Source organism: Agrobacterium pusense, assembly GCF_013285525.1.
GTDB classification, from domain to species: Bacteria; Pseudomonadota; Alphaproteobacteria; order Rhizobiales; family Rhizobiaceae; genus Agrobacterium; species Agrobacterium pusense.
In genome coordinates this window covers 2248959-2267838 of the sequence record NZ_CP053856.1, presented here as the reverse complement: position 1 = coordinate 2267838, position 18880 = coordinate 2248959, and the positions used below count along the sequence as shown (strand labels likewise).

14 protein-coding genes are annotated in these 18880 nt (G+C 59.1%); 9 read left to right on the top strand and 5 right to left on the bottom strand.

The genetic code is table 11. The features are described from left to right. Nucleotides 1-60 precede the first annotated feature (60 nt). Nucleotides 61-552 (top strand): DUF2867 domain-containing protein, encoded by a 492-nt coding sequence (locus HQN82_RS11080; protein WP_173614888.1) that lies wholly within the window; start codon nucleotides 61-63, stop codon nucleotides 550-552. Here HQN82_RS11080 and HQN82_RS11075 read toward each other — a convergent pair. Both HQN82_RS11075 and HQN82_RS11070 read right to left on the bottom strand, forming a co-directional pair. Further along, a complete protein-coding gene (locus HQN82_RS11075; protein WP_173614887.1) occupies nucleotides 530-1624 on the bottom strand; it encodes a TraB/GumN family protein in 1095 nt (364 codons plus the stop codon). The two genes, HQN82_RS11080 and HQN82_RS11075, sit on opposite strands and share 23 nt — an antisense overlap. Nucleotides 1625-1705: 81 nt before the next feature. Further along, on the bottom strand, nucleotides 1706-2653 hold the full coding sequence (locus HQN82_RS11070; protein WP_173614886.1) for a tyrosine recombinase XerC: 948 nt from the start codon (nucleotides 2651-2653) through the stop codon (nucleotides 1706-1708). A 121-nt stretch (nucleotides 2654-2774) separates the two neighbouring features. Here HQN82_RS11070 and HQN82_RS11065 point away from each other — a divergent pair, with 121 nt between their 5' ends. The 8 genes from HQN82_RS11065 (at nucleotide 2775) to fdhD (ending at nucleotide 11908) form a co-directional block, all read left to right on the top strand. After that, nucleotides 2775-4991 (top strand): primosomal protein N', encoded by a 2217-nt coding sequence (locus HQN82_RS11065; protein WP_173614885.1) that lies wholly within the window; start codon nucleotides 2775-2777, stop codon nucleotides 4989-4991. An 81-nt stretch (nucleotides 4992-5072) separates the two neighbouring features. Further along, complete coding sequence (locus tag HQN82_RS11060) at nucleotides 5073-5459, top strand: AGROH133_08824 family phage infection protein (RefSeq protein WP_173614884.1); 387 nt, start codon at nucleotides 5073-5075, stop codon at nucleotides 5457-5459. 261 nt (nucleotides 5460-5720) lie between these two features. Then, the gene (locus HQN82_RS11055; RefSeq protein WP_004443773.1) at nucleotides 5721-6287 is read left to right on the top strand and encodes a F0F1 ATP synthase subunit delta; all 567 of its coding nucleotides are present in this window, start codon (nucleotides 5721-5723) and stop codon (nucleotides 6285-6287) included. Further along, on the top strand, nucleotides 6287-7816 hold the full coding sequence (gene atpA, locus HQN82_RS11050) for a F0F1 ATP synthase subunit alpha (RefSeq protein WP_004443771.1): 1530 nt from the start codon (nucleotides 6287-6289) through the stop codon (nucleotides 7814-7816). The genes HQN82_RS11055 and atpA overlap by 1 nt, the downstream gene beginning before the upstream one ends. Nucleotides 7817-7847: 31 nt before the next feature. Further along, nucleotides 7848-8726 carry a F0F1 ATP synthase subunit gamma gene (locus tag HQN82_RS11045; RefSeq protein ID WP_004443770.1) on the top strand — a complete coding sequence of 293 codons (879 nt, stop codon included), beginning with the start codon at nucleotides 7848-7850 and terminating at the stop codon, nucleotides 8724-8726. 23 nt (nucleotides 8727-8749) lie between these two features. After that, complete coding sequence (gene atpD / locus HQN82_RS11040; RefSeq protein WP_004443768.1) at nucleotides 8750-10204, top strand: F0F1 ATP synthase subunit beta; 1455 nt, start codon at nucleotides 8750-8752, stop codon at nucleotides 10202-10204. A gap of 129 nt (nucleotides 10205-10333) precedes the next feature. After that, a complete protein-coding gene (locus HQN82_RS11035; protein WP_004443766.1) occupies nucleotides 10334-10744 on the top strand; it encodes a F0F1 ATP synthase subunit epsilon in 411 nt (136 codons plus the stop codon). 348 nt (nucleotides 10745-11092) lie between these two features. Then, nucleotides 11093-11908, top strand: a complete 816-nt coding sequence (gene fdhD / locus HQN82_RS11030; RefSeq protein ID WP_112765625.1) for a formate dehydrogenase accessory sulfurtransferase FdhD — start codon at nucleotides 11093-11095, stop codon at nucleotides 11906-11908. Nucleotides 11909-11954: 46 nt separating this feature from the next. Here the strand turns inward: fdhD and HQN82_RS11025 are convergent, their stop codons facing one another. The 3 genes from HQN82_RS11025 to HQN82_RS11015 all read right to left on the bottom strand — a co-directional run bounded on the left by HQN82_RS11025 (nucleotide 11955) and on the right by HQN82_RS11015 (nucleotide 18851). Then, nucleotides 11955-13724, bottom strand: coding sequence for a methyl-accepting chemotaxis protein (locus HQN82_RS11025; RefSeq protein ID WP_112765624.1), 1770 nt, complete (start codon nucleotides 13722-13724; stop codon nucleotides 11955-11957). Between the two features lie 323 nt (nucleotides 13725-14047). Next, complete coding sequence (locus HQN82_RS11020) at nucleotides 14048-14524, bottom strand: chemotaxis protein CheW (RefSeq protein WP_003504949.1); 477 nt, start codon at nucleotides 14522-14524, stop codon at nucleotides 14048-14050. Nucleotides 14525-14690: 166 nt separating this feature from the next. After that, nucleotides 14691-18851 carry a translocation/assembly module TamB domain-containing protein gene (locus HQN82_RS11015; protein WP_173614883.1) on the bottom strand — a complete coding sequence of 1387 codons (4161 nt, stop codon included), beginning with the start codon at nucleotides 18849-18851 and terminating at the stop codon, nucleotides 14691-14693. Between the last annotated feature and the right edge of the window lie 29 nt (nucleotides 18852-18880).

Genomic DNA, 18880 nt, shown 5'->3' with positions numbered 1-18880 from the left:
CCCCTGCCGCGTAAAAACGGCATGTTTCCCTTGCTGCAAAGGAGCGGCTGGGGATCAAAGATGCCAAATATTGAAGATATATTGCCAGGTGCCGATTGGTACGATTGCTTTCAGGGTGAATTGACAACGCCGGTAACGTCATCGCTCGATGTGAGCAGGCTTTTTCTGGAGCATCCTCCGACGTGGATCAGCGGCCTGATGTCGCTTCGAAACGGTATCGTTTCGATGGTCGGTTTAAAAACGGTCGAGCTGGCGGCGGGCAGTTCTGCGGGCGGGTTCCCGGTCATCACCTCCACGCCAGAGCGAACAGTCCTCGGCTTTGATGACCACCACCTCGATTTTCGCATCGTCATCGATCTCGAAGATGCGGCAGACCGCCAGCTGGCGAGCGTCACCACCATTGTCCGGCGCAAGAACCTGTTCGGTCGGTTTTATCTTCTTCTCGTTGGTCCGTTTCACCGCCGCATCGTGCCTGCGACGATGCGACCGTTCTGCGCCTCTATCTGGCCCGTCGAAACAGGAACTCCGGTCACTCAACCCGCGTCAGCGTGAAGCCTTTCGCGCGCAGCAGTTCCACGAGGCCTCCTTCGCCCGGCAGGTGCAGCGCGCCGACGGCCATGAAGACATTACCCTTGGCAAGCTCATTGGTGGAGCGGTCCGCCATCACATGGTTGCGATCGGTGATGATGCGCTGTTCGAAAGCGGCGTAGCCCTTATCGTTGTCGGCGGCCTTCTTGGGATCCAGACTTTTCAGCATCGGCATGGTCATGCCGATGTCGCCCGCGACGTAAAGATCGGTCATGGTCGTCATCACGTCATCCATGCGGTCGCCAAGCTCAAGCGTTTCGATAAGCGCCTGCAGATGAAATTCCATCGGCAGTTCGGACATGGCGGTCAGTTGTTCGACCATTGTCTCCAGCCCGACGAGGCGCTTTCCGTTCGCAACCGCATCTTCGGCAAGCTTCTTGTCGAGAAAGGAAAGGCCCGTTGCCTTGCGGGCAAACTCGCAGGCGGGAAGGGCAACGAAGCTCGAGAGCATCCAGGGCTTCATGCGCGACACGGCATTGAGTGGAATGCCGCGCTCCTTCAGGCCCTTTTCGAGGCGCGCGACATTGTCGGGCGGCAGGATGTCGGTGATCGATTTGCCGTCCAGAAACATGGTGAGTTCGGGCTTGCCCAGCAGGGATGCCGCTATTTTCTTGTCATCAAGGATCTCGTCCGATTCCACGATGACAGTCGCTGCCTTCTCAAAGGCGGGGCTGGCGGCGGCCGGCATCTCCAGAACGCGCGGATCGGTCACATGCATGGTGCCGAGAAGATAGGATGGGGCCGTATCTGCCTTTTCGATACGCCAGAAATTGCCCTTGCCGTTCGGGATCGCGGCCGCTTCCTGTTCGATCTTGGCGAAGGCTTCAGGATCGGTCTTGCGCATGTCAACGAGAATGTCGCTGCCCGCGCAGGTGATCGTCTGCTCGGCGGCTTCCGCTTCACTGAGTGACAGCAAGGTCATGAGCAGGATGGCAACGGCGGTGACATGCAGGGCGGCCAGCAGCCAGAGCAGCGCGTCGCCGGTCTTGCCCATCAGGGTGGCGGTGAGATTTTGAGGCTTTATCAGGCTGTGCATCGGTCCAATCCGGTTCTTGTTCGCTTATAGAACGGCGGTTTGGACGTCTGGTTAATGCCTATGGTTAACCATTTTTCTGCTTCATGCGCGAGGGTGCGCGTTGTCGTAGATTTCAAGCAATCTTGCCGTATCCACCCCGGTATAGACCTGTGTGGTGGAGAGGCTGGCATGGCCGAGCAGTTCCTGAATGGTGCGCAGATCCCCACCGCCGGCCAGAAGATGGGTGGCGAAGGAATGGCGCAACGCATGCGGGGTGGCGTTTTCCGGCAGGCCGAAAGCGCCGCGCAGCTTCTGCATTTCACGCTGGATGATGGCAGGCTGAAGCTTGCCGCCGCGTGCCCCGAGGAACATCGGTTCGTCCGCCGACAGGGCATAGGGGCAGAGCTTTTTGTATGTATCGACCGCTTCCGTCACCACCGCCAGCAGCGGCACGATCCGCGTCTTGTTGCCCTTGCCGGTGATGCGCAGGCTGCGCGCGCCGGGTGGGAAATCGGCCGGGGTAAGACCCAGTGCCTCGGAAATGCGCAGGCCACAGCCATAAAGCAGCGACAGAACCGCAGCGTTGCGGGCGGCAATCCAGGGTTCATCGTTCAACTGTGCCTCGGCCGTGGTGATCTTCAGCGCCTGACGGTCGGTCAGCGGCTTCGGTAGGGATTTTGGCTGTTTTGGCGAGCGCATTGCGGTGGCGCCGGCCGCATTGACGAGTCCCTTTTTCTGCAGGTGGTGCAGTAGCGAGCGCAGGCCCGCCAGATGCCGCCCAAGCGACCGCGCGCCGGCGCCCTCCTTGCGTCTATTGGCCAGAAAGGCGCGAAGATCAACGGGGCGCAGATCGGCAATATCGATTATGGAGGCTGGTTTGCCGATGTAGCCGGTCAGGAACGTCAGGAACTGACGCGTATCGCGCTCATAGGCCTCGACGGTGTTGTCGGAGAGGCGGCGCTCGCCTGCAAGCGCCGTCAGCCAGGCTTGGCGCTCGGCGAGCAGGTCGGGTTCGGCAAATGTCAGGATTTCGGTCACGCGGCGCTCCATTCCACAATTCGAAACTATGCGGTTATGGTCAGCATTTGGTTAAGAGGTGGACTTTGCGTGGTGCGCCCACTACATCCGGGCGGTTTCCTTTTTCCTGTCGCCGGGGCATGGTCGCCACATCATGGCAAAAGATTCGTCCGATCTGTTTGGGGCTCTGTTCGACCCGCCGTCGCCCACGCGCACGGTGCCCGTTCTTGTGCCCATGCCGGCGCCCGGGCCCTATAGCTACGCCGTGCCTGAAGATATGGTGGTGGAAACTGGTTCCGTCGTTCAGGTGCCGCTCGGCCCCCGGCAGGTGTTCGGCGTGGTGTGGGACGAAACCGGAGAGAAAGCTGTCGATCCGAAGAAGTTGCGGCCCATTACCAAGAGTTTCGAGTGCCCGCCCATGAAGACGGAAATGCGCCGCTTCGTGGACTGGGTCGCCGCCTATACGCTTTCTCCGCCCGGCCTCGTGGCACGCATGGCGTTGCGTGCGCCCGCCGCTTTCGATCCCGAACCGATGATCGAGGGGCTGCGGCTGACCGAAGGTAGGCCGGAGCGCCTGACCCCCGCCCGCGAACGGGTGATGGAGCTGGCGGCCGAAGGGCACGGCTGGACGAAGAGCGGACTTGCCCATGCTGCAGGCGTTTCGACCAGTGTCATCGACGGGCTTGTCAAACAGGGCGTGTTCGAGACGATATTCCTGCCCGCGCCGCCAGTGGTGCCCGAGCCTGACCCCGATTATGTCGAGCCGCGTCTGGAAGGCCCGCAGAGACAGGCGGCATCGGAGATTCTCGAGGATGTGCGCAAGGGCGGTTTTCACGTCTCGCTCATCGATGGCGTGACCGGCTCCGGCAAGACCGAGGTCTATTTCGAGGCCGTGGCCGAGACGCTCAGGCAAGGCAAGCAGGTCCTCATCCTGCTGCCCGAAATCGCGTTGACGGCGGCGTTTCTGGAGCGTTTCCAGGATCGTTTCGGCGCGAAACCGGCCGAATGGCATTCGGACCTGTCGCCGCGTATGCGCGAAAAGGTCTGGCGGCAGGCAGTGACCGGCGAGGTGAAGGTGGTGGCTGGGGCACGTTCGGCGCTTTTCCTGCCGTTCGACAATCTTGGTCTTATTATTGTCGATGAAGAGCACGACCCCGCTTACAAGCAGGAAGATCGTGTCTTCTATAATGCCCGCGACATGGCGGTGGTGAGGGCGCGTATCGCCGAATTCCCCGTCGTGCTGGTTTCGGCCACGCCTTCGGTGGAAAGCCAAGTCAACGGCAGTTCGGGGCGTTACAACACCATTCACCTGCATACGCGTTTCGGCGATGCGGCAATGCCCGATCTGCATCTTGTCGATATGCGCCGCCATCCGCCGGAAAGGGGAGGGTTTCTGTCACCCGTTCTGCTGCGCGGAATCGGCAAGACGATCGAGAAGGGCGAGCAGGCGCTGCTGTTCCTCAATCGACGCGGTTATGCGCCGCTGACGCTCTGCCGCGTCTGCGGCCATCGTTTTCAGTGCCCACAATGTTCCAGCTGGCTGGTGGAGCATCGTTTCCGCAATCAGTTGCAGTGCCATCAGTGCGGCCATAATGAGCTGACGCCCGACCATTGCCCGGAATGCGGCACCTTCGATCATCTCGTGGCCTGCGGGCCGGGTGTCGAGCGCATTGCCGAAGAGGTGGAGAAACATTTCCCCGATGCCCGCACCATCGTGCTCTCTTCCGATCTCATGGGCGTCAAGCGGTTGCGGTTGGAACTGGAGGCGATCGTCAAAGGCGAGGCGGATATCGTCATCGGCACGCAGCTCGTCGCCAAGGGGCATAACTTCCCGCTGATGACGCTCGTTGGCATCGTCGATGCCGATCTCGGCCTTGCCAATGGCGACCCGCGTGCGGCGGAGCGAACCTTCCAGCTGCTTTCGCAGGTGACGGGTCGCGCCGGACGGACGGGGCGCAAGAGTCATGGCCTGCTCCAGACCTATCAGCCGCAGCATCCGGTTATGCAGGCGATCGTCTCCGGTGACGCCTCGGCCTTTTACGAGAGGGAGATCGTGGAGCGCGAAAAGGCTGTCCTGCCGCCCTTCGGACGGCTTGCCTCGATCATCGTATCAGCCGATACGCGCGCAGAGGCGGAGACACATGCGCGTGGATTGCGGGCTGCGGCCCCGCAGGTAACCGGCATCATGCTGCTTGGCCCGGCGGAAGCGCCGCTCGCGCTCATCCGCGGCCGCCATCGCTTCCGGTTGCTGGTGCACGGGCGACGCAACTCCGACATGCAGTCGTTCCTGCGAACGCTTCTGGCAAATGGCCCTAAAGAGCGCGGCAGCGTGCATGTTCAGCTGGATATCGATCCGCAAAGTTTCCTTTGAACTTTAGCAAAGAAGGGCTTTTTCCTGCTGTCATGACCGTGTCATAACGCCAGCGGGAAACAGAATGATTTGGGGAACGATATGGAGTTTTATTTTCCGACCGAGTTCGGCGAACAATTGGCCTTCGGCGCGGCGGTGGTGTCAGCTGTCATCGGGCTGTTTTTCATGTTCGCACCCGGCTTGACGCTTCGCGCTTTCGGTCTGCTGCCCGCCGGCGAACGCCGGGATGGCTATGCGCTGGTGCGCTCGTCGCTTGCCGGCTTTTATCTGGGCCTCGGCGCCGCCGCCCTGCTTCTCGCCCAGCCCATGGTCTATCTCGCCTTCGGTGCGGCATTCGGCCTCAGCGTCTTCGGCGGGATACTCTCCATCCTCTCGGATGGTGGCGCAAGCATGCGGAATCTCTTACTTCTGGTTGTGCACTTTCTGCTCGCTGCATTCTCGTTGAGCTACGTCTTCGGCCTGGTCTGAAGCGGGTTTTTTGGCTTTTGCACCTCACAGGCGCTTGATCCAGAGCGAAATCGGAAAATTAAAACGCATTCCCCCTTGCCCAAACGGCGCTTTCCGCTATTACGCGTGTTGCGAGTCCCGGCGTCCTATGCTAGACGGACCGCGAAATTGGGAAAAGGCAGGGGGGAATTCCGGTCTTTTTCGGGGAAATTGAAACGATTTCAAGAATTTGATGCGGTGGAGCCCCATCGCTGATGGTCTTGGACGATTAGCAGGGAAAAAGTGCCCGTGGCAGAGACCTCCCAGGGAACATCCGGTGTAGCGGAAAGGTATGCGTCGTCGCTTTTCGAGCTTGCTTTGGAAGCGGGTACGGTCGAAGCGGTTCAGGCCGAACTGGACAAGTTTGGCGCACTTCTCGACGAAAGTGACGATTTGAAGCGTCTGGTTGCGAGCCCGGTGTTCTCCGCCGAGGACCAGTTCAAGGCAATCACCGCTATCTGCGAAAAGGCCGGCATCACCGGTCTTGCGCTGAATTTCCTCAAGGTTGTTGCGAATAACCGCCGTCTCTTCGCCGTTCCCGGCATGATCCGCGCCTACCGCACCATTGCTGCCGCCCATCGCGGCGAAATTACCGCCGAGGTCACCTCGGCACATGCGCTCGACGAGGCGCAGGAAACTGAACTGAAGGCGGCGCTGAAGAGCGTTACCGGCAAGGATGTGGCGGTTTCCGTTACCGTCGATCCCTCGATCCTCGGTGGTCTGATCGTCAAGGTCGGCTCCCGCCAGATCGATACGTCTCTTCGCACCAAACTTTCCACCCTTAAGCTTGCACTGAAAGAGGTTGGCTGATGGATATCCGCGCCGCGGAAATTTCCGCAATTCTGAAAGATCAAATCAAAAATTTCGGCAACGAGGCGGAAGTCTCGGAAGTCGGCCAGGTGCTTTCCGTCGGTGACGGTATTGCTCGCGTTTACGGTCTCGACAATGTTCAGGCTGGTGAAATGGTCGAGTTTCCGGGCGGCATCCGCGGCATGGCGCTCAACCTCGAAGCCGACAATGTCGGTGTGGTTATCTTCGGTTCCGACCGTGACATCAAGGAAGGCGACACCGTAAAGCGGACTGGCGCTATCGTTGACGTTCCCGTTGGTCCGGAACTGCTGGGCCGCGTCGTTGACGCGCTCGGTAACCCGATCGACGGCAAGGGCCCGATCAACGCCGCCAAGCGTTCGCGCGTTGACGTCAAGGCTCCCGGCATCATTCCGCGCAAGTCGGTTCACGAGCCGATGTCGACCGGCCTCAAGGCCATCGATGCGCTCATCCCGGTTGGTCGCGGCCAGCGCGAGCTTGTCATCGGCGACCGCCAGACCGGCAAGACCGCAATCATTCTCGACACGATCCTGAACCAGAAGGCCATTCACGACAATGGTCCTGACGGCGACAAGCTTTATTGCGTCTACGTCGCTATCGGTCAGAAGCGTTCGACCGTTGCCCAGTTCGTGAAGGTTCTGGAAGAGCGCGGCGCGCTGCAGTACTCGATCATCGTTGCTGCGACCGCTTCCGATCCGGCTCCGATGCAGTACCTGGCACCGTTTGCCGGTTGCGCCATGGGCGAATACTTCCGCGACAACGGCAAGCACGCCCTCATCGGTTACGACGACCTTTCCAAGCAGGCCGTTGCTTACCGTCAGATGTCGCTTCTGCTGCGCCGTCCTCCGGGCCGCGAAGCTTATCCGGGCGATGTTTTTTACCTCCACTCCCGTCTTCTCGAGCGCGCTGCAAAACTCTCCGACGAAATGGGCGCCGGCTCGCTGACAGCTCTGCCTGTCATCGAAACCCAGGGTAACGACGTTTCGGCCTTTATTCCGACCAACGTGATCTCGATCACCGACGGCCAGATCTTCCTTGAAACCGACCTGTTCTATCAGGGTATCCGTCCGGCTGTTAACGTCGGTCTGTCGGTTTCGCGCGTTGGCTCTGCCGCCCAGATCAAGGCGATGAAGCAGGTTGCCGGCTCGATCAAGGGTGAACTCGCCCAGTATCGCGAAATGGCCGCCTTCGCCCAGTTCGGTTCGGACCTCGATGCCTCGACGCAGCGCCTGCTGAACCGCGGTGCACGCCTGACCGAACTCCTGAAGCAGCCGCAGTTCTCGCCGCTCAAGACGGAAGAACAGGTTGCGGTGATCTTCGCCGGCGTCAACGGTTACCTCGACAAGGTTCCGGTCGCACAGGTCGGCAAGTTCGAGCAGGGTCTGCTCTCCTACCTCCGGTCGGAAGGCAAGGCGATCCTCGACACCATCCGCACGGAAAAGGCTATCAGCGACGATACCAAGGGCAAGCTCAAGGGCGCTCTTGATAGTTTCGCCAAGTCTTTCTCTTAAATCAGGGCTCTTTTACTCGGACGGATAACGGATGCCTTCACTAAAGGATCTGAAAAACCGCATTGCCTCCGTAAAGGCGACGCAGAAGATTACCAAGGCGATGAAAATGGTCGCCGCGGCGAAGCTTCGGCGCGCCCAGGAAGCTGCGGAGGCCGCCCGGCCTTATTCTCAGCGCATGAGCGCCGTTCTTGCCAACATCGCGAATGCGGTCGAGGCGGACGTTGCTCCGGCGCTGATGACCGGCACCGGCAAGAACGACGTGCATCTGCTCGTCGTCTGCACGGCTGAGCGTGGTCTTTGCGGCGGTTTCAACTCGCAAATCGCCCGTTTTGCCCGCGATCACGCCCGCAAGCTGATTTCGGAAGGCAAGACGGTCAAGATCATTACGGTCGGCAAGAAGGGTTACGACGCCCTGCGTCGCGAATTTGCAGCCAACATCATCGAGCGCATCGAGCTGCGCGACGTGAAGAAGGTTGGTTTCGAAAATGCCGACCAGATCGCCAAGAAGGTGATCTCGCTCTTCAACGCCGGTGAGTTCGATGTCTGCACGCTGATCTATTCGGAATTCAAGTCCGTCATCAGCCAGATCCCGACCGGCCTGCAGCTCATTCCGGCCGCAACGCCTGTTGTGGAAGAGGATGCAGCAACGCAGAACGCTGTCTATGAATATGAGCCGGATGCGGCTTCTATTCTGGAAGACCTTATTCCGCGCAACATTTCGGTTCAGGTTTTCCGGGCTCTGCTCGAAAACGTTGCCGGTGAAATGGGCGCCAAGATGAGCGCGATGGATAACGCAACGCGCAATGCCGGTGAGATGATCAACAAGCTGACGCTGTCCTACAACCGTCAGCGTCAGGCTCAGATCACCAAGGAACTCATTGAAATCATTTCGGGCGCGGAAGCGCTCTGAGGTAAGGAAAGAGGGTAAGGATAATGGCTAAGGCAGCTACCCCCAAGAAAACCGCAGCGGTGAACGGCGCGGGCAAGGTTACCCAGGTTATCGGCGCTGTTGTCGACGTGGCGTTCGAAGGCGAACTGCCTCCGATCCTGAACGCGCTCGAAACCGAGAACAACGGCAACCGCCTGGTTCTGGAAGTCGCGCAGCACCTCGGTGAAAACGTCGTTCGCACGATCGCCATGGACTCGACCGAAGGTCTCGTTCGCGGTCAGAGCGTTTCGAACACCGGCGCTCCGATCTCCGTTCCGGTTGGTCCGGAAACGCTCGGCCGTATCATGAACGTCATCGGCGAGCCGGTTGACGAAGCTGGTCCGATCGTGACCGCTTCCAAGCGCGCCATCCATCAGGACGCTCCTGCTTACGTCGAACAGTCGACCGAAGCACAGATTCTCGTCACCGGCATCAAGGTCGTCGACCTTCTGGCTCCTTACGCCAAGGGTGGTAAGATCGGCCTGTTCGGCGGCGCCGGCGTTGGCAAGACCGTTCTCATCATGGAACTCATCAACAACGTTGCCAAGGCACACGGCGGTTACTCGGTATTCGCCGGCGTTGGTGAGCGTACCCGTGAAGGTAACGACCTCTACCACGAAATGATCGAATCGAACGTCAACAAGCTCGGCGGCGGCGAAGGCTCCAAGGCTGCGCTGGTTTACGGCCAGATGAACGAACCGCCGGGCGCTCGCGCTCGCGTCGCTCTGACCGGTCTGACGATCGCTGAAAACTTCCGCGACGAAGGCCAGGACGTTCTGTTCTTCGTGGACAACATCTTCCGCTTCACGCAGGCTGGTTCGGAAGTGTCGGCTCTGCTCGGCCGTATTCCTTCGGCCGTGGGTTATCAGCCGACGCTGGCAACCGACATGGGCCAGATGCAGGAACGCATCACCACCACGACCAAGGGTTCGATCACCTCGGTTCAGGCCATTTACGTCCCCGCCGACGACTTGACCGACCCGGCTCCTGCTACCTCGTTCGCCCACCTGGACGCCACGACGGTTCTGTCGCGCTCGATCGCTGAAAAGGGCATCTACCCGGCCGTTGACCCGCTCGACTCCACCTCGCGCATGCTCGACCCGATGATCGTCGGCGAAGAACACTATGAAGTGGCTCGTAAGGTTCAGTCGACCCTTCAGCGCTACAAGGCTCTTCAGGACATCATCGCCATCCTCGGCATGGACGAACTGTCGGAAGAAGACAAGCTGACGGTTGCCCGCGCCCGTAAGATCGAGCGCTTCCTGTCGCAGCCGTTCTTCGTGGCCGAAGTCTTCACCGGTTCGCCGGGCAAGCTAGTTGCGCTCGAAGACACGATCAAGGGCTTCAAGGGCTTGGTCAACGGTGAATATGACAGCCTGCCGGAAGCTGCCTTCTATATGGTCGGTTCGATGGAAGAAGCCATTGAAAAGGCCAAGAAGCTGGCTGCCGAAGCTGCCTGATCATGAATTGGCGGGCGCGTGGTTCAGCCGCGCGCCTTGCCGACAATGGTGGCGAAACCGATAAGGCTTTGTCGGCGTTGTAACAGACAAGTCCGTGACGCCCGCGTAATTGAAAAGAAGTGAATAGCCATGGCTGACAGTTTCAAATTCGATCTCGTTTCCCCGGAGCGTCTGCTCGTTTCCGAAACGGTTACGGAAGTCGTCATCCCGGCCACGCTGGGTGAAATGACCGTTCTGGCCAACCATGCGCCGACGATGACCACGATCAAGCCGGGTTTGGTCACGGTGAAGTTCGCTTCTGGTGAAACGCATAAATATGTCGTCTTCGGTGGCTTCGCCGATATTCTCCCGACGGGCTGCACACTTCTTGCCGAATCCGCTGTTTCGGCCGATGACATGTCTCCCGACACGTTGCAGCGTCGCATCGATGCGGCCAAGGCCGAAATCGAAGAAGGCAATCATCACCACGAGCATCTGACCAAGCTTGAAAAGCACCTTTACGAACTGACGAACCTGCATGAGGTTCTCGTCGCTGCTTGAAAGCACCGGGCGGGTTCGAAAGAATGACTGCCCACAAAAAATCCGAACCAGAAAGCGGCCGTCTCGGTCGCTTTTTTTGTTTTGACCTGCTGCTTAACGGGTCAGCGGGTACGATTGCCTTCGTCGTCCTCAGCCTGCCTACATAAGCTTCAAAATCACGTTGACCGGGTTGCATCAATTATCGCCTATGGAACATGAGTCTAGCAAAGGCGCGCTTCAACGATTGCGTTTCAACCGGGGCAGCCTCGGAAACCGATTCCGATTTTCAGAGCTTTCGTTTAGATGTGATATCCCGAAGAAATGCTGCTTGGGCTGTGCGCAACACGAAGCAGATTTGGTGATGGAGGAGTGATCGGCGTGTCGGCAAAAGCGAGCTACAGAGGGGTCGCGAGAACCGCGTTGCGGTCAGGGACCCTGATCGAGGGCGAGAGAGCGGTGCCCGAGGAAGTGCCGGTTGCTTTTTCCTATGGTGGCAGCACCCATGCCGTGATGATGGCCAGCCCCGCAGATCTTGTCGATTTTGCAGTCGGATTTAGTCTGACGGAAGGCATCATATCCACACGGGCGGAAATCCGGTCAATCGAGGTGATCGAGGCGGGGCAGGGCTTCGACGTTCAGGTGGATTTGCAGGATGCCAATGCGGATGCGCTCAGGGCGAGACGGCGGCATATGGCAGGCCCTGTCGGCTGCGGTCTTTGTGGCATCGAGTCGATAGAACAGGCGGTCCGAGTGGTCCCGGTCCTGAGCGGCTCTGAACTCTCCGTCTACGGGGATGATATTGTTGCTGCGATGAAAGCACTGAATGAAGCGCAAAGCCTTAATCGCGAAACGAGAGCGGTTCACGGCGCGGGTTTCTACAATCCTCAAAAGGGGCTGCTTGCTGTTCGTGAAGACGTCGGTCGGCATAATGCGCTCGACAAGCTTGCAGGTGCAGTTGTTAATGCAGGCCTGCCGCCGAATGCCGGCATTGTGGTTGTGACCAGCCGCCTGTCGGTAGAAATGGTCCAAAAGACCGCCATCCTTGGCAGTCCCATTCTGGCGGCGATTTCCGCACCCACCGCGCTCGCCATCGAAACCGCAGAAAGCTCGGGTATCACCCTTGTCGCACTCGTGCGGGGTGAAGATTTTGAGATATTTACCAGGGCGGATCGCATCATTTTATGACGTAGAGGCCGCCGCTACCGACGGCCTTCAGACTTCAAAGAGACCCTTAGAACTCCGCCCATTCGGCTGCTGCGTTTCCATGAGACCTTGGTAAAGCAGCATATCGCGGTTGCGGCACCGGCAGCCTGGTGAGGACGGCTGGTTTCTTGTCGACGGGGCGTGCGGGTGACGTGTCGTGCGCGATTCTGAACTGCCGCAGCAATTCATGCAGATTTTCCGCTTCTGTAGCGAGCCCGTGGCTCGCAGCGGTGGTTTCTTCTACCATCGCGGCGTTTTTCTGGGTGGCCTGATCCATGACGTTGACGGCCTGATTGATCTCCCTGAGACCGTTCGCCTGTTCGCGGGATGCTTCAACGATGGCCGAGACATTAGTGTCGATCTCGCCCATCTGCGACTGGATGTCCCGCAGGGCGTCGCCGGTTCTGCCCACCAGATCCACGCCGTTGGAGACCTGCTCGCGAGAGGTGTTGATGAGGGATTTGATCTCCTTGGCGGCAACGGCGGATCGCTGTGCGAGTTCCCGGACCTCCTGTGCGACGACGGCGAACCCCTTGCCCGCTTCCCCGGCGCGCGCTGCTTCGACGCCCGCATTGAGGGCCAGAAGATTGGTCTGGAAAGCGATGTCGTCTATAACGCCAATGATGTTGGTGATTTCGCCTGAGGACCTCGAAATCGCATCCATGGCGGAAATTGCCTGCTGAACGATGTCGCCGGAATGCTCGGCATGTTCTCTTGTCCGCAGCACCAGTTTACCGGCCTCACCTGCGCGGTGGCTTGCATCGGTTACGGTGGTGGTGATCTCCTCCAGCGCCGCAGCGGTCTCCTCCAGTGAGGCGGCTTGCTGTTCGGTGCGTTGCGAGAGCTGATCGGCGGCGATGCGGATTTCGCCGGATCCGGATGCGATTGTCGAGGCATTATGCGCGATCGTCTGCATCGTGGCCTGCAGCTTGGCGACGACCTCGTTGAAATCTGCCCGCAGTTTTTCCATGCTGGGCACGAAGCTGTTGTCGAGGCGTTGTACAAGGTCGCCTTCGGCCAGCGCCCGCAGGGCATCTGCAAGCATGCGAATGGCGCTCATGCGCGGTGTGACGTCGGTGGCAAATTTCACCACCTTCACCACTTTACCGGTTTCATCGACAACGGGATTATAGGCGGCCTGGATCCATATTTCCTTGCCGTTCTTCCCGTAGCGGACAAACTCGTCCGAGATGAATTCGCCTGATGCCAGTCGTTGCCAGAAATTTGCATAGGCGGGCGAGGCGGCATAGGCAGGATCACAGAACATGCGGTGGTGCCTGCCCTCGATTTCCTTGAGGTCATAGTTCACCGCAGCGCAGAAGTTTGGATTGGCGGTGATGATCGTACCGTCAGGAAAGAACTCAATGGTGGCTTGCGAGCGGGAGAGCGCCTCCAGTTTGCCCGCATCTTCCGCGGCCGTGATCTTTTTTGCGGTGATATCTGTTGCGATCTTTACCACTTTATAGGGCTTGCCCGAACGGAAAACCGGGTTGTAGGATGCCTCGATCCAGATCACCGAGCCGTCCTTGCGGATACGGCGAAATTCCCTGGCCTGAAACTCGCCACGGGCGAGAGAGTCCCAGAATTCCTGATAGGCGCGAGACGCGGCAAGCTCGCTGTCGCAGAATATGCGGTGGTGCTTACCGACGATCTCGGTGAGGTCATAACCCAGTGCCGCGCAGAAATTCTTATTTGCGGTGAGGATATTACCTTTGAGATCGAATTCGATGACCGCCTGCGATCTTGATATCGCATCGAGCATATTTCTACTGTCTGCGCTTTTTCCTAACCCCAGCATTACAAGTCCCCCAAAGTCAGCCCACGGCGCGGCAAGCCGCAAAGAAGATGCGGTCCACGCCATATCACGTTGAACACCGAACAGGTTTTGCCGCCGAAGGCAGCAATGCAGGCACTTCTCTATGTTGGCCCTGGGTCAGGTATCCGCCCGCGTAATAGGCTTACCGGCGCGGTACTGATCTATGGCGTTAATATTAGATATCTATAATATTAAAATGTTCTTATTTAATAAAATGCGTGAAAGAAAAAACAAAACCGCCGGCAGGTGCTCCGGCGGTCTGGATTGTTCCTTATCATTCTTCAGCGAGGCCTGCGCAGACCTTGTCAGGCCGCGAGATCTTCCGCTTCAGTGCCCTTGAACATTTTCGCAAGGTTCAGAAAGCAGATCATGCCATGTTCGTTGGCGATGATCCCTTCGGAATAGGACTTGTCGAAGGAGGCTGAAATTTCGGGAACCGGCTGGACCTGGTTTGCCGGGATCGTCAGAATGTCTGAAACGCGATCCACCAGCATGCCGATGACCATGTTATGCACCTCGGCTACTACGATTGCGCTGCGCTCATTGGCAACGGTGCTTTTCATGCCGAGTTTGTGAGCCAGATCTATGATCGGGATAACAGAGCCGCGCAGGTTCATGACGCCGATGACGTCTTTCGGTGCGTGGGGAATGGGCGTCGAAGGCGCCCAGCCGCGGATTTCGCGAATGGTCGTCGTCTTCACGCAGAATTCCTGATCATGCAGGCGGAATGCGATGATTTCGAGCGTCTCACCGCCAAAATTGGTAGAGTTAATCATTGCCATCAGAATTCTTCCCAATGCTCGCTGTGGAGGCCGGCGCAAGTGCACCGACACTTGCAATGCGAATTTGGCGTTCTGCCTGGTGCCTGAACAGCCGGAAACAATATTTCCGTCTTCAATGGAAGATTCCTAGCATGAGATGGTTTCGCAAACCTAAATGCGAACCATCTCAATACTCTTTCTCGTAAAATATGCCTGCTGCGCCTTCGCCATCGCCGCCCGCTTCCCCGCGCAGCTTCACACCGCGTCCTACGTCGAGATTGATGATGGCTTTTGCGCCGGATTCGCCGCTTTGCTGCAGCTCCAGATAGGTTCTTTCGTTCAGGTATTTACCGGCGGAAACACGGGCCTGTCCTTCGGAATCGGTCGAAATATCAAGATCATCGACGCCGAGATTGCTTCTGAGCTTGTCGAACAGCGATGTGGAACGCCCGCCGGCCAGTTGAGCGGCGGCATCCGCCAACCGTGCGATCTGCAGCGCGGATAGTTTTGACATGGACTGGCCGAAGATCAGCTGTGCCATCACCTCATCCTGTGGCAGAGCGGGAGCCGAGGAGAACGCAAAGGTCGGATCGTTGGCAGTACCGGAAACAGATACGGTGATGGTCGTTGAACCAACCGTTGAGTCCGCCTTCATGTCGAGGACCGGAACGAGGCCGCCACCGAAACTGATATTTCCTGTCGTGAAATCAAGGCGGCGAGTGAGGATTTCAAGCCTGCCCCGACGCATTTCGAAGCCGCCGGAAATGACCGGAACCGCTGCGGTGCCACGGATCGTCAGATTGCCGGTCAGTTCTGCATCGATACCCCGACCGCGCACGAATATACCGCTCGGTGCATTGACCTGCAGATCGAGATTGATGGTGGACGAGCTGCCGCTTCCGCCCTGATCGGCTCCAAGCGCCTTGGCCTGCGCGCGCACCTTGGGTGGCGCGTTCTTGTGCTTGACGTCGATCTCCGTCAGCGAGGCCGGCAGCTTCTCCGGAATGGTGATGGCGCTTCTGTCCAGCGTCAGGTTGCCGCCCAGCACGGGGGAATTCAGCAACGGGCCTTTCAGCGTCAGCGTGCCGCTCACCACTGTCGTTACCAGCGTGCCGTCGTTGTAACCGGCGCGATTAAGCGTAATCGATATATCGGCAGGAAAACCCGAACCACCGGTTATGCCGACGCTGCCGGTTCCCGAGATCGTTCCACCGCCTGCCAGCCTGCCGGTCAATCGGGAGATGACGGCACGATCACGGTCGAAGGTGATGGTGGCGCCCAGATCGTTGATGGTGAGGTTTCGGCGCACGTCGGTCAGGCGCGTGCCATCAGTGGTGATGCTGCCGCTAATGACAGGTGCGGAAGCGCTGCCGGAAATCTTCACGTCGATGGCGGCGGTGCCATTCACATCAAGGCCCTGCGCTGCTGTTTGTGCCGCGACGGCTGAGAAAGGCAGTCTGCCGGAAAACGCCATCGAAAGCGGACGATTGCCGGCGATACCGAGCGAGCCGCCGCCTGAAAGCGCCATGCCGCCCTGACCGGAGACATTCGTGTCGATCTGAAGGGTACCACCGGAAAATTGACCGTTCGCCTTGATGCTGAGGGCGGCGAGACCCGCCGCGCGCGTCTGCGCGACCTCGGCATTTACCCAGTTGAGATTATAGTCGACCGCAGGGTTCGATGCCGCACCCTTGGCCTTCACCGTGCCGGAGATGCTGCCCGCCGCATCCAGTCCGGTGGCAAAGGCATTTGCGAGACTTGCGGGCAGCGAACGGATATCGGCATTGATATCAAGCGTCGACCCGGCGGTGCCGTTGACCTCGACACGTCCTTCGCCCGTGATGATGGTCAAATCGGAGATCCGGGCCGTACCGTTCTGGATGGCAATGGTGGTGGGTTTTTCAAGGCGCACGGCAATGCCCTTGGGCGCGGCGGAAAAGGCGTCGAGTCTTACCGTCATGGGCGATCCGCCCGTCTCGGCGCTGCCATTCACCACCAGCGGTGCGTTGTCGTAACGCGCGTTGACGTCGAACTGCGTCGTTGTGCCGGAATGACCGATTGTGGCTTTCAGGTCAGATATCGCAGCCGCGCCGGCATTGACGGTATCGGCGTTGACCTTGCCGTTGATGGCGATTGCCTGAAGGTCGTCTATTGAAATATCGGCCGCCAACCCTGAGATCGTTGTCGTGCCTTGACGGATGCTGCTGCCATTGGCTTTGATCGTCGCGGCGATCCGGCCATTGGCGTTGCTAAGGGCGATGTCGCCGGCAATATCGCCATCCGCCTGCTGCGCAGCGAGAGCGGCGAGTAGCGCAAGGTCGGGAAAGTTGAAGGAAAGATTGCCGGATGGCAGAAACTGCTGCGAGAATTGCAGTTGCCCGTTCAAGATATTCCGGCCTACCGCCACGCGCAGCTCGGGAATCGCAGTGCCGTTTTCGGTTTGCACCAATTCGGCGTTGGCATCGATCTTCTGTCGGTCAAGGCTGCCGCTGGCGGTAAGTTTCGCCTGAGGAGCGGCGGGATCGGCCTTGCCTGTCGCATTGACTTGCAATGATTCAAGCGTACGTCCGGCAAGGATTGCGCTCTCGGAAGTCAGGGTCACGTTGAAATCCGGCGCTGCCAGCGCGCCGGTGGCCTCGATCGCAAAATCGGCGACGCCCTTTGCCTGTGGCGTCAACTTTTCAAGAGCGAGAAATTTACCCGTCAGGCTGGCGCTCAATGCATCGTTTTCGAGACTGGCATTGCCTGTCGCCTCGATCGTTCCCGACTTGACGACGAGGTTTTCAACGCTGGTGCGTCCACCGATGGTCACGTCGACATCACCCTGGAGGGCGATGGTGGTGTCGAACTTTTCCGCGAGAGCCGGTGGAAGGGTAGCGGGCAGTGCGAAGAGCTGCACGCTTGAGGTGAGGCGGTTGCCGGTAAGGTCAAAACTGCCGTTCAGTGTTCCGCCAACGCTGGCGCTTTCAAGCGTCGCGCTATCAAAGCCGATGGCGGATGGGCTCAGGCGGAGCGGTGCCTTGATGGTGAGCGGCGCACGCACCAGCCGATCAATATCCGGGCTGACAAAGGACGATTGCGCTACGGAGAGAGCGGTGGCGATTGTGCCGCTCCGGTCAGCGATATTGAGATCAGCGCTTTGCGCCGTCAGTTTGACGTCGTCCAGCCTGCCTTGCGGCAAAGAGAGGCTGCGCAGGGAAACGGTCGTGTCAAGATGTGCGGCGTCTGCCCCACCCTTTAACGAAAGATCGAGGCCGTTGATGAGGGCCTGCACCTCCCCATCGCTCAGCGGCCAGCGAAAATCGACGGGCCCGGCTGTGCCGATGAGGTTGGCGGCGAGGTCGTTCTGGCCGTTCGGATCAATGGTGCCGGAGGCCGTCAGCAGCAAGGTGCCGGTTTCCAGTGTACTGCTGCCGATTTCGATGCGCCCCTTTGGGGAAAGGGTGGCGTTTGCGTCGAGCTTCGTCTCACCGGCAAAAAGCTGCCGGAAGGCGGGCGGCAGAAGCAGATCGGGTTGGCCGCCACCCGCAACTTCGATGCGGCGGGTGCCATCCTCCGCGAGGAGGTGCCGGCCGGTGACGTTGACAACAGGGTTACCAGCGACGTTGCCGCGCATGCTGCCGGTCCAGTTTGAAAGCGGTCCTTCGCCGTTAAGGTCGATGGCGACCGCAGGTGTGCCGGGCAGAGACAGCAGCGTGGCAAGAAGTCCGCCCTCAGGCTCCCGCATCTCCGCTTTCAGCTTCAGGACATTTTCGTTGGGAAGAAATGCGATGTCGGCGTTAACGGCCGCATCCGGGGCATTCAGCCGGTGGGCCGTGAGCGACAGTCTGATATCGTCGCTGGCGGCCTTGAGGTTGCCTTCGGCCGTCAATTCAAAGGGGCGGCCGAGAAGGGGCTGGCCGAGACGAATATCGGGAAAGCTGAAATTGTCGATCGCTATTTCAATCGGCAGAGAGGAACTGCCGGAGCTTTTGCTCATCGTTTCCTCCACCGGAACCGGTTGGCGCTGGACATCGATCGACCCCGCCGATACCCGGTCCGCATGGAAGGTGCCGGCAAGAAGCGAGAAGGGTGACCAGTCGACGGCGATCTGGTTCACGCGGGCATAAGGGCCTTGGCGATCCGAAAGAGTGACGTTGTCGAGCCTCAGATGCCCCGTCAAAAGCCCGCTGGGCGGAGAAATCTCGATTATCTGATCGGGTGTCGATACAAGCGATGAAATCTGCTTTGCGGCTATTCTCGCGCCCATCGGCGTAAAACCGACGAAAAAGGCTGCAAGCAACAGAAGTACCACGCCGCACAAGGCAGCGTAGCCCAGCCATTTCAGCAATCGAATCAACGTTTTCATAAAGGGTAATCTACACTCTGTTGCAAGGG

What these genes read in the sequence shown, in the direction of transcription:
- HQN82_RS11080 (WP_173614888.1), top strand. Translation starts at nt 61, where the DNA reads ATGCCAAATATTGAAGATATATTGCCAGGTGCCGATTGGTACGATTGC.
- HQN82_RS11075 (WP_173614887.1), bottom strand. Translation starts at nt 1,624, where the DNA reads ATGCACAGCCTGATAAAGCCTCAAAATCTCACCGCCACCCTGATGGGC.
- HQN82_RS11070 (WP_173614886.1), bottom strand. Translation starts at nt 2,653, where the DNA reads ATGGAGCGCCGCGTGACCGAAATCCTGACATTTGCCGAACCCGACCTG.
- HQN82_RS11065 (WP_173614885.1), top strand. Translation starts at nt 2,775, where the DNA reads ATGGCAAAAGATTCGTCCGATCTGTTTGGGGCTCTGTTCGACCCGCCG.
- HQN82_RS11060 (WP_173614884.1), top strand. Translation starts at nt 5,073, where the DNA reads ATGGAGTTTTATTTTCCGACCGAGTTCGGCGAACAATTGGCCTTCGGC.
- atpA (WP_004443771.1), top strand. Translation starts at nt 6,287, where the DNA reads ATGGATATCCGCGCCGCGGAAATTTCCGCAATTCTGAAAGATCAAATC.
- HQN82_RS11045 (WP_004443770.1), top strand. Translation starts at nt 7,848, where the DNA reads ATGCCTTCACTAAAGGATCTGAAAAACCGCATTGCCTCCGTAAAGGCG.
- atpD (WP_004443768.1), top strand. Translation starts at nt 8,750, where the DNA reads ATGGCTAAGGCAGCTACCCCCAAGAAAACCGCAGCGGTGAACGGCGCG.
- HQN82_RS11035 (WP_004443766.1), top strand. Translation starts at nt 10,334, where the DNA reads ATGGCTGACAGTTTCAAATTCGATCTCGTTTCCCCGGAGCGTCTGCTC.
- HQN82_RS11025 (WP_112765624.1), bottom strand. Translation starts at nt 13,724, where the DNA reads ATGCTGGGGTTAGGAAAAAGCGCAGACAGTAGAAATATGCTCGATGCG.
- HQN82_RS11020 (WP_003504949.1), bottom strand. Translation starts at nt 14,524, where the DNA reads ATGGCAATGATTAACTCTACCAATTTTGGCGGTGAGACGCTCGAAATC.
- HQN82_RS11015 (WP_173614883.1), bottom strand. Translation starts at nt 18,851, where the DNA reads ATGAAAACGTTGATTCGATTGCTGAAATGGCTGGGCTACGCTGCCTTG.